General features: G+C 72.7%; 10 protein-coding genes and 1 pseudogene. 4 read left to right on the plus strand and 7 right to left on the minus strand.

Features of this window, described 5'->3' with window-relative positions; all coding sequences use genetic code 11:
• Window positions 1-113 precede the first annotated feature (113 nt).
• The 3 genes and pseudogenes from panB to ACZ5XZ_RS21805 all read left to right on the plus strand — a co-directional run.
• Window positions 114-611: pseudogene (gene panB / locus ACZ5XZ_RS21795) on the plus strand (3-methyl-2-oxobutanoate hydroxymethyltransferase); the annotation flags it as partial.
• 164 nt (window positions 612-775) lie between these two features.
• Window positions 776-1,798, plus strand: a complete 1,023-nt coding sequence (locus tag ACZ5XZ_RS21800) for an ATP-binding cassette domain-containing protein (protein WP_468980440.1) — start codon at window positions 776-778, stop codon at window positions 1,796-1,798.
• Entirely contained in the window at window positions 1,795-2,625 is an 831-nt protein-coding gene (locus ACZ5XZ_RS21805; RefSeq protein ID WP_468980442.1) for an ABC transporter permease, read from the plus strand. Before ACZ5XZ_RS21800 ends, ACZ5XZ_RS21805 begins: the two co-directional genes overlap by 4 nt.
• Before the next feature lie 52 nt (window positions 2,626-2,677).
• Here ACZ5XZ_RS21805 and ACZ5XZ_RS21810 read toward each other — a convergent pair whose 3' ends face one another.
• Complete coding sequence (locus tag ACZ5XZ_RS21810; RefSeq protein ID WP_468980445.1) at window positions 2,678-6,055, minus strand: AfsR/SARP family transcriptional regulator; 3,378 nt, start codon at window positions 6,053-6,055, stop codon at window positions 2,678-2,680.
• Between the two features lie 158 nt (window positions 6,056-6,213).
• On the opposite strand from ACZ5XZ_RS21810, the gene ACZ5XZ_RS21815 reads away from it, so the two are divergent.
• Window positions 6,214-7,014: a site-2 protease family protein gene (locus tag ACZ5XZ_RS21815; protein WP_468980447.1), complete on the plus strand. Its 801-nt coding sequence runs from the start codon at window positions 6,214-6,216 to the stop codon at window positions 7,012-7,014.
• A 10-nt stretch (window positions 7,015-7,024) separates the two neighbouring features.
• On the opposite strand, the gene ACZ5XZ_RS21820 is transcribed toward ACZ5XZ_RS21815, so the two are convergent.
• From ACZ5XZ_RS21820 to ACZ5XZ_RS21845, 6 genes are all read right to left on the minus strand, one after another.
• A complete protein-coding gene (locus tag ACZ5XZ_RS21820) occupies window positions 7,025-7,243 on the minus strand; it encodes a hypothetical protein (RefSeq protein WP_468980449.1) in 219 nt (72 codons plus the stop codon).
• A gap of 98 nt (window positions 7,244-7,341) precedes the next feature.
• Window positions 7,342-8,073 carry an NADPH-dependent F420 reductase gene (gene npdG, locus ACZ5XZ_RS21825; RefSeq protein ID WP_468980452.1) on the minus strand — a complete coding sequence of 244 codons (732 nt, stop codon included), beginning with the start codon at window positions 8,071-8,073 and terminating at the stop codon, window positions 7,342-7,344.
• 71 nt (window positions 8,074-8,144) lie between these two features.
• The gene (locus ACZ5XZ_RS21830) at window positions 8,145-8,993 is read right to left on the minus strand and encodes a carbohydrate ABC transporter permease (protein WP_468980454.1); all 849 of its coding nucleotides are present in this window, start codon (window positions 8,991-8,993) and stop codon (window positions 8,145-8,147) included.
• Window positions 8,990-9,970: a carbohydrate ABC transporter permease gene (locus ACZ5XZ_RS21835; RefSeq protein ID WP_468980457.1), complete on the minus strand. Its 981-nt coding sequence runs from the start codon at window positions 9,968-9,970 to the stop codon at window positions 8,990-8,992. The genes ACZ5XZ_RS21830 and ACZ5XZ_RS21835 overlap by 4 nt, the downstream gene beginning before the upstream one ends.
• Entirely contained in the window at window positions 9,967-11,295 is a 1,329-nt protein-coding gene (locus tag ACZ5XZ_RS21840; RefSeq protein ID WP_468980458.1) for an ABC transporter substrate-binding protein, read from the minus strand. Before ACZ5XZ_RS21840 ends, ACZ5XZ_RS21835 begins: the two co-directional genes overlap by 4 nt.
• Complete coding sequence (locus ACZ5XZ_RS21845) at window positions 11,292-12,383, minus strand: sialidase family protein (RefSeq protein WP_468980460.1); 1,092 nt, start codon at window positions 12,381-12,383, stop codon at window positions 11,292-11,294. The genes ACZ5XZ_RS21840 and ACZ5XZ_RS21845 overlap by 4 nt, the downstream gene beginning before the upstream one ends.
• Window positions 12,384-12,467: the final 84 nt, after the last annotated feature.

Below are 12,467 nucleotides of genomic sequence, written 5' to 3' on the forward strand. Positions count from 1 at the left end.
AACCCACCCCGCTTCCCTCCGTGGTTGTCCGGCGCACCAAGTACGTCCTGTTTGGGGGCGCTTTGCTGTTCGGGGGGGGGGGGGAGGCCCCCCCCCCCCCCCCCCCCCCCCCCACCCGGCTGGTGAAGGAGGCGGGCGTCGGCGCCGTCAAGCTGGAGGGCGGTGAGCGCTCCGCGGACCAGGTGGAGCTGCTGGTCTCGTCGGGCATCCCGGTGATGGCGCACGTCGGGCTGACCCCGCAGTCGGTCAACGCCTACGGCGGCTACCCCGTACAGGGCCGCGGCGAGGAGGCGGCGCAGCAGCTGCTGCGCGATGCCAAGGCGGTGCAGGACGCGGGGGCGTTCGCGGTCGTCCTGGAGGCCGTCCCGGCCGAGCTGGCCGCCGAGGTCACCCGTTCCCTGCACATTCCGACCGTCGGCATCGGCGCGGGCCTGGACTGCGACGCGCAGGTGCTGGTGTGGACCGACATGGCCGGCATGACCGCGGGCCGGGTGCCGAAGTTCGTCAAGCAGTACCTGAACATGCGGGAGCTGCTCGGCGGTGCGGCGAAGGAGTTCGCGCAGGAGGTCGTCGGCGGTGCGTTCCCCGCCGAGGAGCACACCTTCCACTAGGCACGCCTTCCCTTGCAACGATCGGCCCGGCGGCCGGAACCTCGCGTTCCGGCCGCCGTCGCCGTAGTGCCCCGCCGGGTCCGCCGGTGCCGCTGTCGGCGGCCCGTCCGCGGTGTCGGCGGTCTGTCGGCGGGTTGTCAGTGGCCGCTGGCATCTTTGAGGGCATGACGCGACAGACGATAACCACCAGGGGCGGCAACGCCGTGGAGGTGCGCGGTCTGGTCAAGCACTTCGGCGACGTCAAGGCCGTCGACGGGGTGGACCTGGACGTGAAGGAAGGCACCGTGCTCGGCGTGCTCGGCCCCAACGGCGCCGGCAAGACGACGCTCGTGCGCTGCCTGTCCACCCTCCTGGTGCCGGACGCCGGCAGCGCCGTCGTGGCCGGCTTCGACGTGGTGCGCCAGCCCCGCGCGCTGCGCCGCACGATCGGCCTGACCGGGCAGTACGCCTCGGTCGACGAGAAGCTCTCCGGCTGGGAGAACCTCTACATGATCGGGCGGCTGCTCGATCTGTCCCGCAAGGACGCCCGCGGCCGCGCGGACGAGATGCTGGAGCGGTTCTCGCTGACCGAGGCCGCCAAGCGGCCCGCGGCCAAGTACTCCGGCGGTATGCGCCGCCGGCTGGACCTCGCGGCCTCGATGATCGGCCGCCCGGCCGTGCTGTATCTGGACGAGCCGACCACCGGCCTGGACCCCCGCACCCGCAACGAGGTGTGGGAGGAGGTCCAGCGCATGGTCCGCGAGGGCGCGACGGTGCTGCTGACGACCCAGTACATGGAAGAGGCCGAGCAGTTGGCCGACGAGCTGACGGTCATCGACCGCGGCCGGGTGATCGCCGAGGGCCGGGTCGACGAGCTGAAGGCGAAGGTCGGCGGCCGGACCCTGCAGATCCGGCCGTCGGACCCCGGCGAGCTGGACCGCATGGTCGGCGCCATCGCCCAGGCCGGGCTGGACGGCATCGGGGGCGCGACCGCCGACCTCGACGAGGGTGTGGTCAACGTCCCGATCATCAGCGACGAACAGCTGACCGCGGTGGTCAACGTGCTCGGCCGGCGCGGCTTCGCGCTCGCCGGGATCTCCACCCATCTGCCCAGCCTGGACGAGGTGTTCCTGGCCATCACGGGCCAGAAGACCTCGGAGGCCGCCGAAGACGTCAAGGACCGGAGTTACGCGGAGGTGTCGGCATGAGTGCCGCGACGATCACGGCGCCGCTCGCCAAGCCCGGCGCCGACGAGGGCCGGATCGGCCTGCGGGCCAATGCCCGGCACATCGGCGCGCTGGTGCGGCGCAACGTCCTGCAGATCAAGCAGGATCCGGAATCGATGTTCGACGTCCTGCTGATGCCGGTCATCTTCATCCTGCTGTTCGTGTACGTCTTCGGCGGCGCGATGTTCGGCAGGGGCAACCAACAGCAGTACGTCCAGTATCTGGTGCCCGGCATGATGGCGATGATGGGCATGAACATCGCCATGGCGGTGGGCACCGGCGTCAACGAGGACTTCCGCAAGGGCGTGATGGACCGCTTCCGGACCATGCCGATAGCCCGGTCCTCGGTCCTGATAGCCAAGATCGTGGTCGAGATCGGCCGGATGCTGATCGCCACCGCGATCCTGCTGGGCATGGGCTTCCTGATCGGCCTCGAAGTCCACGGCAGCATGCTGGAGTTCGTCGGCGCGATCGCGCTGTCCACGGTCTTCGGCGCCGCCCTGATGTGGATCTTCATCCTGCTCGGTCTCGCCATGAAGACCCCGCAGGCGGTGCAGGGCGTGGCGATGATGGTGCTGATGCCGCTCCAGTTCGGCTCGTCGATCTTCGCGCCGACCAAGGACATGCCCGGCTGGCTGAAGGGGTTCACCGACATCAACCCGCTGTCCAACCTGGCGGACGCGGCCCGCGCGCTGATCGACGGCAAGGGCGCGGTGGCGCACCCGACCGTGGTCACCCTGGCCTGGGCGGTCGCCATCACGGCGATCACGATGCCGCTCGCGGTGGCGAAGTTCCGCAAGAAGACCTGACGCGCGTCCTACGGGGGGCTTCCCCGTAGGACGGCCATTCGCCCGGCTCGCGTCAGATGAGAGCGGTGGCCTCTTCGAGGGAGAGGCCACCGCCTTCGGCGTACGCGGCGTCATAGGCGCCGTCGCCCAGCAGTGCCCGGGCCGCCGCCTCGGTACGGGCCCGGTCGTCGCGGATGATCAGCGCCGGGACATGCTCGGCGACCCGCAGCGCGTCGTACGCGCCCACCAGGCGCGCCGCGTCCCGACCCGCCCGTTCGCCGTGCACAGCCATCAACACCCGTGCACCGCCGAGGAGTTGGAGTACGGGCAGATCCGGGGCGACCATCCGCGCCAGGGGCTCCTGCATCATCTCCAAGGCCTTGCGGAACCTCGGCAGCAGGCCCTCGGTCAGGCCCTCGTCCAGATCCACCGAGATCAGCGACGCTTCCAGGAGCCCGACGAACATGTCCGGGGCGCGGGCGGTGAACAGCTCCCGCACCGTGAGCAGTTCCTCGCGCGCCTCCTGCAGCCGGCCCGTCATGGTCAGCCGCATGGCCAGCGTCAGTCGCGCGAACGGCTCGGTGTCCCGGCCGCTGTTGCCCTTCGCGGTCTCGGCCAGCACCTCGCGCAGCATCCGCTCGCCGGTCTCGCCCTGGCCGTCCTCGATCAGTACGGCGCCCAGCCGGCCGCGCAGCAGCAGGGTCTGGCCGTGGGCGCCCACGTCCTCGGCGTGCACCATCGCCGCCCGGTAGTCGCTCGCCGCGAGGTCATAGGCGCCGCGCTTCTCATGGGTCTCGGCGCGCCCCGACAGCGCCTCGGCCGCACCCCAGGCGTCGCCGACCCGGAGGAAGATCCGCAGCGCCTCGTCGGCGTCCCGGGCCGCCTGGGGCAGCCCGCCCGCATGGTCGTTGAATATCTTGGCGCGCAGCTGCAGGACGTAGGCCAGCTCCCATGCGTAGCCCCGGTCGCGGCAGGCCCGCACCCCGCTGTCGACCAGCTCCGCCAGCTGGTCGAGCTGCCCGGTCAGCAGCACCGCGTAGTGCCACATCACACCGGGCACCCGGCAGGTCTGCGGCAGGCCGGCGCGGTAGGCGGTGAGGACGCCGGCCAGCTCCTCCTGCATCGCCGGGTCGCGCAGGGCCTGGATGTCGCTGTCCAGGCTGGACAGTGCGACCAGACGGACCTCGCGGCGGGCCTCCGTCAGCTGCTCGGGGTCCATCGGCGGCGGCTTGTCGATGGGCGTCTCGTGCAGCTCGGGCGCCGGTTCGACGGGGTGGAGAAAGGGGTTGGGGCCGAGTGCGGCGGTCACGGTGGCCCAGTGGCGGGCGTCGCTGCGGTGATCGCGCAGCGACCAGAACCAGAACAGGGACAGCACCAGACACAGCGCCTCGTGCTCGTCACCGGCCGCGACGGCGCGGCGCAGCGCGGTGCGCAGATTGTCGTGCTCCAGCTCCAGCCGCTCCATGCAGGGACGCTGGCGGGGCCCGCGCAGCAACGGGTCGCTGGTACGGGCCAGTTCGCGGTAGGCGACGAGGTGCCGGCGCTCCGCCCCGGCCCGCTCCCCCGCCTCGTCCAGCCGCTCACCGGCGTACTCCCCCACCGTCTCCAGCAGCCGGTAGCGCATCTGCTCCTCGCTGCCCCGGCCGGCCGGCGCCGCCACCACCAGCGACTTGTCGATCAGCGAGCCGAGCAGCCCGGCCACCTCGTAGCCCTCGACGCCGTCGCCCGCGCAGACCTCCTCGGCCGCGGCGAGGTCACAGCCGCCGGCGAAGACGGACAGCCGGCGCAGTACCGCCCGCTCGGGCTCGTCAGTCAGGTCCCAGGACCAGTCCACCACCGCGCGCAGCGTCTGCTGCCGGGGCAGCAGGGTACGGCTGCCGCTGGTCAGCAGGCGGAAGCGGTCGTCGAGCCGGTCGGCCAGCTGCCGTGGGGAGAGCAGCCGCAGCCGGGCGGCGGCCAGTTCGATGGCCAGCGGCAGCCCGTCGAGGCGACGGCATATCTCGGCGCAGGCCGCCGCGGTCTCCTCGTCGACCCCAACCCGGAAACCGGGGCGGGCGGCGGCCCCGCGGTCGGCGAGCAGCCGCAGCGCGACCGGGTCGGGCAGCGGCTCGACCGGCCGCAGCACCTCGCCCGGTACGGCCAGCGGCTCGCGGCTGGTGGCCAGCACCGTCACACCGGGGCAGTGGGCCAGCAGCCGCTCGGCGAGCTCGGCGGCGGCGCCGATCACATGCTCGCAGTTGTCGAGCAGGAGCAGCATCCGGCGGCCGGCGCAGTGCTCGGCGAGCCGGGCGAGCGGGTCCAGGGCGGTCGGGTCGGTGGCGGCGCGCAGTCCTTCGGCGGTGGTGCCGCGGACGACGGTCTCGCGGGCGCCGAGCGCGGTCAGCACCGCCTCGGGCACGGTCTGCGGATCGTCCACCGGAGCCAGCTCCGCCAGCCACACGCCGTGCGGCCAGGCCTCCGGCAGCGCCGCCGCGGCGGCCTCGGCGGCCTCCTGCGACAGCCGGGTCTTGCCGGCGCCACCGGGGCCGAGCAGCGTCACCAGCCGGTGCTCGGCCAGATCGGACCGGATCGCCGCCAGATCGGCGTCCCGGCCGACGAAGGAGGTGAGCCGGGCCCGGAGGTTGCCGGGGCGGGCGGGTGCGGCGTCGAGCCGGGCGGCGGGGGGTGTGGCGGGGGCGGCGGGGGGCGTGGCGGGGGCCACGGCCGGCTCCGGGCCCGGGGTCAGCAACTCCGCGTGCAGGGCGCGCAGTTCCGGACCCGGGTCGGCGCCGAGGCGGTCGGCGAGGCCGGTGCGTATCTCCTCGTAGGCGGCCAGGGCCTGTGCGGTGCGGCCGGCGGCGCGCAGCGCACGCAGCCGCAGGGCCTGAAGGGGCTCGTCGAGGGGGTGGTCCTGGCACAGCGCGACGAGGGCGGGCAGGGCCCGCTCGGCGCGGCCGAGGGCGAGGTCCGCGGCGAGGCGGGTGCGCTGGGCGTCCAGGCGGCGGCTCTCGGCGCGGGCCGCCTCCACCCGCGCGTCCGGGAGGTCGGCGAGGGCCGGGCCGCGCCAGAGCGCCAGCGCCTCGTCGAGCAGGGCGGCGGCCCGGGACGGGTCCGCGTCGGCGAGCGCCCGGCCCCCGTCGGCCGTGAGCCGCTCGAAGCGGTGCAGGTCGACGGCGTCGGGCTCGGCGCACAGCCGGTAGCCGCCGTCGACCGAGGCGATGGCGGCGCGCCCCAGGGCCCGGCGCAACCGTCCGATCAGCGCCTGCAGCGCGCCGGCCGTGTCGGCGGGCGGGTCGGCGCCCCAGACGTCGGCGATCAGCACGTCCGCGGAGAGCGCGCGGCCGGGGCGCAGCGCGAGGGCGGCGAGCAGCGCGCGCAGGCGTGCGCCGCCGAGGGGGACGGGGGTACCGTCGGCCCGGTCGGCCTGGGTGGTGCCGAGAATTCCGTAGCGCACCACGCCATTGTCGTCCAAGGACGGAACTCCTCCGCCACCGGTTTTCGTTTCCCCGGCAGCGCCCCGGGGAGGGGCCGGGGTATCGATGCCGCTCGGGGGGGGGGACCCGTGCGCCGGCCGCCGTGGTCCGGCTACGGTCGTGGCCGCCCCTCACCAGACTCTCGGGAGCCCGCACCATGACCACAGCAATCCGGCCCGCCGACCGCCGCGTCAGCCCGGTCTTCCTGGCGCTCGCCGCCGTCCTGGCGGTGTCGGGGTGGGCCGTGTGGAGCGGCACCCTCGCCGCGAACACCGGCTTCGCGGTCTTCTTGTTCGTGGTGTCCGGCTGGGTGGTCTCGCTGTGCCTGCACGAGTACGCACACGCCCGCACCGCCCTGCACAGCGGCGACATCTCGGTCGAGGCCAAGGGCTATCTGACGCTGAACCCGCTGAAGTACACCCATGCGCTGCTGAGCATCGTGCTGCCGGTGATCTTCGTGATCATGGGCGGGATCGGGCTGCCGGGCGGCGCGGTGTTCATCGAGCGCGGCCGGATCCGGGGCCGCTGGCGGCACAGCCTGATCTCGGCGGCCGGACCGCTGACGAACGTGGTGTTCGCGGCGGTGTGCACGGCGCCGTTCTGGCTGGGCGGACTGGCGGGCGTGCCCGCCACCTTCCGCTTCGCGCTGGCGTTCCTCGCGCTGCTCCAGGTGACGGCCGCGATCTTGAACTTCGTGCCGGTGCCCGGCCTCGACGGCTACGGCGTGCTCGAACCGTGGCTGCCGCTGAAGCTGCGGCGGCAGGTGGAGCCGTTCGCGCCGTTCGGGCTGCTGGCGGTCTTCGGGCTGCTGTGGGTCCCGGAGGTCAACCACGTGTTCTTCGACCTGGTCGACGCGATCCTGCGCGGCCTCGGCGTCTCGCAGCTCGACACCTACCTGGGCCAGGAGTTCTTCCGCTTCTGGCAGGGCGAGCCGCAGCTGCTGCCGTCGGGGTCCTGACCGGGGTCCCTCAGCCGGCGGCCTGGGCCCGCTGCGCCTGCTCCAGCTTCGTCTTGCGCACGTAGAACCACGCCATGTTGCTGGAGATACCGGCCAGCAGGACCCAGACGATGCCGATGAAGCTGCCCTGCACGAAGGAGACGACGGCCGCGGCGACGGCGAGGACGCACACGGCGAGGGCCATGAGGGCGAGTCGCCGGGCCGGGCTGGGCGGGGGCAAGAGGGCCATGGGTCGGCTCCTGGGTGAGGGGTCACACGATCCCTCCCAGTGTCCCCCATGCCCCGGGCCGCCGAAGCCCGCCCCACCCGCCCCCGCGCGGCAAGGGGTCACACGTCGGTGACCCGCAGTCCCGCGTGCGCCTTGTAGCGGCGGTTGACCGAGATCAGGTTGGCGACCAGCGACTCGACCTGGTGGGCATTGCGCAGTCGGCCGGCGAAGACCCCGCGCATCCCGGGGATACGGGCGGCCAGCGCCTGCACCAGGTCGGTGTCGGCGCGGGACTCGCCGAGCACCATCACATCGGTGTCGATCCGCTCGGTCGCGGGGTCCTGCAGCAGCACCGCGGACAGGTGGTGGAAGGCCGCGGTGACCCGGGACTCGGGCAGCAGGGCGGCGGCCTGCTCGGCGGCGCTGCCCTCCTCCGGCTTCAGCGCGTAGGCGCCCTTCTTGTCGAAGCCCAGCGGGTTGACGCAGTCGACGACGAGCTTGCCGGCCAGCGGCTCGCGCAGGGCCGTGAGCGTCTTGGCGTGGCCCTCCCAGGGGACGGCCACGATCACCACGTCGCTGCGGCGGGCGCACTCGGCGTTCTCGGCGCCCTCGATGCCCAGGCCGAGCTCGTCGGCGGCGGTCTGGGCGCGCTCGGCGGCCCGGGAGCCGATGATCACCTTCTGGCCGGCCACGGCGAGCCGGTAGGCCAGGCCGCGGCCCTGGTCGCCGGTGCCGCCGAGGACTCCGACCACGAGGCCGGAGACGTCCGGGAGGTCCCAGGGGTCGCGCTGGAGGGCGGCCTTGGCGCGGGTCGCGGCATTCGGGGACTGCGCAGCGTCGGAAGTAGTCATGACAGCGATCCTGTCACGCCGTTACGTCGTGCGGTGTGACGGCCGCCGGTGCTGCGTCGCCCGCTCGGTGGTCATGACTTCACGCTGCCCTCGGTCAGCCCCGTGCGCCAGTAGCGCTGGAGCACCGTCATCAGCACCATCAGCGGCACCACGGACAAGAACGCGCCGCCGACCGTGTACTGGTAGAGCACCGGTTGGCGGTCGGCGTAACCGGTCCAGGAGGTCAGGCCCAGCTGGATCGGATAGAGGTCGGAGTCGGAGAGCATCACCAGCGGCAGGAAGTAGTTGTTCCAGATGTGCACGAACTGGAAGAGGAAGACGGTGACCAGGGCGGGGGTCATCAGCCGCAGCCCGAGCCCGCCGAAGATCCTCGCCTCGCCCGCGCCGTCGATCCGCGCCGCCTCCAGGAGCGAGTCGGGGACGGCGGCGGCGGCGTAGATCCGGCAGAGGTAGACGCCGAAGGGGCTGACCGCGCTGGGGATCAGCACCGCCCAGAAGGTGTTGGCCAGGCCCATCGCGCTGAAGAGGAAGTAGAGCGGGAGGGCGAGCGCGGTGCCGGGGATCAGCACCCCGGCGAGGACGACGTTGAAGACCGCTTCCCGGCCGCGGAAGGGGAACTTGGCCAGCGCGTAGCCGGCCGCGGCGGACAGCAGGGTGGCGCAGACCGCGCCGATCCCGGCGTAGAGCAGGGAGTTGGCGAACCAGCGGGCGTAGATCCCGTGGTCGTAGGTGAGGACGTCGACGAGGTGGCCCAGGGGCCGCGGATGGTCGGAGAACCAGAAGCCGAAGGTGCCGAAGAGGTCGGCGCTGTTCTTGGTGGTGGAGACGGTCAGCCAGTAGACGGGCACCAGGAAGTAGATCGCGGCGAGGGTCAGCAGCGAGGCGGTGATGATCCGGTAGCGGACCGGGGGCCGGGTCATCCGCGCTCCTTCGCGCGCCCGCCGACCAGCCGCAGGAAGCCGAAGGACAGCACACACGCCACCAGTGCGAGCAGCACCGCCTCCGCCGCCGCCACATGCTGGTTGTTGCCGACGAACGCCTCGCTGTAGGCGTGCAGGTTGGGGGTGAAACCCGAGTCGATGGAGGAGGCCAGCGGGCGCAGCACCATCGGCTCGGCGAACAGCTGGAGGGTGCCGATGATGCTGAAGACGGTGGTGAGCACGAGCGCCGGCCGGATCAGCGGGATCTTGATGTGCCGGGCGACCTGCCAGGCGTTCGCGCCGTCGATCCGCGCCGCCTCGTACAGCTCGCCCGGTACGGCCTTGAGCTGGGCGATCAGTACCAGCATGTTGTAGCCGGTGAACTGCCAGGTGACGATGTTGGCGATGGCCCAAAGCACGGTGCCGCGGGAGAGGAAGTCCACCTGCCAGCCGAGGGAGTCGGCGATCTTCACCAGCGGGCTGATGCCGGGGACGTAGAGGAACCCCCACAGGATCGAGGCGATGACGCCGGGCACGCCGTACGGCAGGAAGAAAGCGCTGCGGAAGAACGGCACCCAGCGCGCGGCGGCGCTCTCCAGGAGCAGCGCGAGGGCGGTGGCGAGCACGATCATCAGCGGGATCTGCACGGCGCCGAAGAGCAGCACCCGGCCGAAGCCGGTCAGGAACCGGTCGTCACTGAGCGCGTGGGCGTAGTTGTCGAGACCGGCGAACGCCTCGTGCTCCCGGCCGCCGAGGCCGAGCGGGCCGGTGCGTTCGGTCCGGTGCAGGCTCTGGTAGAGGGCGTAACCGATCGGGGCGAGGAAGCAGAGGGCGAAGACGGCGAGGAAGGGCAGGACGAAGCCGGCCGCGGCCCGAGCGTTGCGGGCCTCGGTCCGCGCGGCCCGGCGCGGGCGCCGCTGTGGGGCCCGCCGCGGGGCGGCGACCGGCTCCGCCCTGCCGAGCGTGTCCCGACTCACCCGCCGCTCTCCACCTTCAGGCCCTTGCCCTTGAGGTCGGCGAGGGTCTGGCCCTGCACCTTCTTCAGCACGGAGCGGAAGGAGCCGCCGTCGGCGAGCGCATCGGTGAAGGCGTCGCCGAGCCGCTGGTAGAGGGTGTCCACGCCGGGTCCCCAGCGCCAGCTGGTGTCGACGTGCGCACCGGCGTCCGCGAAGATCCTGCTGTACGCCTGACCGCCGAAGAAGGGCTTGTCGACGTCGAGGTCGGCGGTGGCGTAGCCCTTCTTGGCGCTGGGGAAGCCGTAGCCGCCGTCGATCAGCAGCGCGATCGACTCGGGGTCGGTGTTGAGCCAGACCGCGAAGTGCAGGGCGTCCTTGGGGTAGCGCGCCTTGGCGAAGACCGCGGTGGTCGAGCCGCCCCAGTTGGCGAAGACCTTCTCGCCGGCCTTCCACTGGGGCATCGGCGCGGCCCGCCACTTCCCCTTGGTGCCCGGCGCGTTGCCGGACAGCAGCGCATCGCCCCAACTGGCGCCCAGCCAGGCCGCGATGGCCCCTGTCTGGAGGTCCTTGTACCAGGCGTTCTGCCGGTCCGGGATGGTCTTGACGAGCTTCTGCCTGACCAGCGACTCCCAGTAGTCGGCGACCCTGCGGGTGGGTTCGTCGTCGATGCCGACGATCCAGGTGTCCCCGTCGGCCGCGTACCACTTGGCGCCGGCCTGCCAGGCGAGGCCGGCGAAGCGGTTGCCGTTGGTGGGGGCGAAGGTCTCGATCCAGGCGCCCTTCTTGCGGATGGTCTTGGCGGCGCTCTCGTACTCGTCCCATGTCCCGGGGGCCCGTACGCCCCACTTGTCGAACAGGTCCTGGCGTACGAACAGGCCCATCGGCCCGGACGCCTGCGGGATGGCGTAGATCCCCTTGCCGAAGACGGACTGCTGCCACTGCCAGCCGAAGAACCTGCCCTTGTGGCGGGCGGCGCCGAGCGGGGCGAGGTCCAGCAGCCCGTTGTCGAGCAGGAAGCTGGGGACGACCGGGAACTCGATCTGTCCCAGGTCGGGCGGGTTGCCGGCCTTGATGGCGGCGTGCATCTTCGCGTACTGCTCGCCGTTGACGGCCGACACCTTCTCGAGCTTGACCTGGACCTCGGGGTTCTCGCGGTTCCACCGGTCGACGGGCTTGTCGATGCCCGGCACCCAGGACCAGAAGGTCAGCTCGATCTTCTGCCCCTTCTTGCGTTCCTCGGGTTCCGGGCCGTCGTCGCCGTCGCCGCAGCCGGCGAGCGCGAAACCGGCTGCGAGGGCGGCCGCCCCGCCCAGGACCGTTCTGCGGTGCACGGGGTTGCTGGTCATGTCGGCTCCTCCACGGGGATGCGGCGGAAGGTGATCGTCGAGTACGCGCTGAAGTCGCCGGTCTCGTAGAGCAGTCCGACGCTGTCGCGGTCGAGGCGTACGAGGTCGGAGTAGGCGGCCGGGAGCCCGCTGACCGTGTGCGCGGTGTGCCAGGTCCGCCCGCCGTCGTGGCTGGCGCGTACGGCCATCAGGGCGCGGGCGGCCGGGTGGGCGGGGCCGGAGAAGAGCAGGGTGCCGGAGCCGTCCAGGTGCAGGGTGCTGCCCTGGCAGACCGGCCCGGCGAGGCCGGCCTGCGGGCGGAAGGGCGCCAGGAGGTGTTCGCCGCCGTCCGTCGAGACGGCATCGGCGCGGCGCCACGCCGCGGCGGCTTCCGTACGGGTGTTGAGATAGACGCTGCCGTCGGGGAGTTCGGCGGCGCTGGTCTCGTTGGGAGCCACGCTGAGGTCGGTGTCACCGTCGGTGTAGCCGATCCGCCAGGTGGCACCGTCGTCGTCGCTGAGCAGGGCGTGACCGCCGTTGTAGCGGGCCTCGGTGCCGTCGTCGCCCGGCCGCGTGGGCGGGGTGGAGTGGTTGGCGGGGACCAGCAGCCGGCCGGCGCAAGGGCCCCGGCGCAGGCGTAACGCATGGCCGGGCCCGGTCGCGTACCAGCGCCACTGCGGCAGCTTGGCCTGGTCGGTGAGCTCGCGGGGCGCGCTCCAGCTCACGCCGTCGTCGTCGCTGTGCTGGAGCCAGACCCGCCGGCCGTCGGCGGGCGGGACCTGGCCGCGGCGGATGCGGGCCTCGGTGGCGTCGGCGGCGCTGTGGACCTGGAGGAGCAGCACCCGGCCGTCGGCGAGCACGACCGGTGCGGGGTTGCCGGCGGTGCCGGTGCCGTTGCGGCCGACGACCTGGAGCGGGCCCCAGGTGCGGCCGCCGTCCAGGGACCGTTTGAGCACGATGTCGATGTCGCCCCAGTCGGCGGCCGCCGAGACCCGGCCCTCGGCGAAGGCGAGGAGGGTCCCGGAGCGCGCCCGGACCACGGCGGGGATCCGGAAGCTCGTGTACCCCTCGGTCCCGGCCCGGTACGGCACTGAGCTCTCGTACGCCATGGGTCACCCCCAACGGGCAAGGACGTAGGATGTCCCTTGTCCTGCGGTGACCATAGGGAGTGCCCAACTGGCCGTCAAGGCACC

The organism is Streptomyces sp. NPDC033270 (genome assembly GCF_055576575.1).

Bases quoted from the DNA above. Each gene is read 5' to 3' on its own strand.
- ACZ5XZ_RS21800 (WP_468980440.1), top strand. From the start codon at position 776: ATGACGCGACAGACGATAACCACCAGGGGCGGCAACGCCGTGGAGGTG.
- ACZ5XZ_RS21805 (WP_468980442.1), top strand. From the start codon at position 1,795: ATGAGTGCCGCGACGATCACGGCGCCGCTCGCCAAGCCCGGCGCCGAC.
- ACZ5XZ_RS21815 (WP_468980447.1), top strand. From the start codon at position 6,214: ATGACCACAGCAATCCGGCCCGCCGACCGCCGCGTCAGCCCGGTCTTC.
- ACZ5XZ_RS21820 (WP_468980449.1), bottom strand. From the start codon at position 7,243: ATGGCCCTCTTGCCCCCGCCCAGCCCGGCCCGGCGACTCGCCCTCATG.
- npdG (WP_468980452.1), bottom strand. From the start codon at position 8,073: ATGACTACTTCCGACGCTGCGCAGTCCCCGAATGCCGCGACCCGCGCC.
- ACZ5XZ_RS21830 (WP_468980454.1), bottom strand. From the start codon at position 8,993: ATGACCCGGCCCCCGGTCCGCTACCGGATCATCACCGCCTCGCTGCTG.
- ACZ5XZ_RS21840 (WP_468980458.1), bottom strand. From the start codon at position 11,295: ATGACCAGCAACCCCGTGCACCGCAGAACGGTCCTGGGCGGGGCGGCC.
- ACZ5XZ_RS21845 (WP_468980460.1), bottom strand. From the start codon at position 12,383: ATGGCGTACGAGAGCTCAGTGCCGTACCGGGCCGGGACCGAGGGGTAC.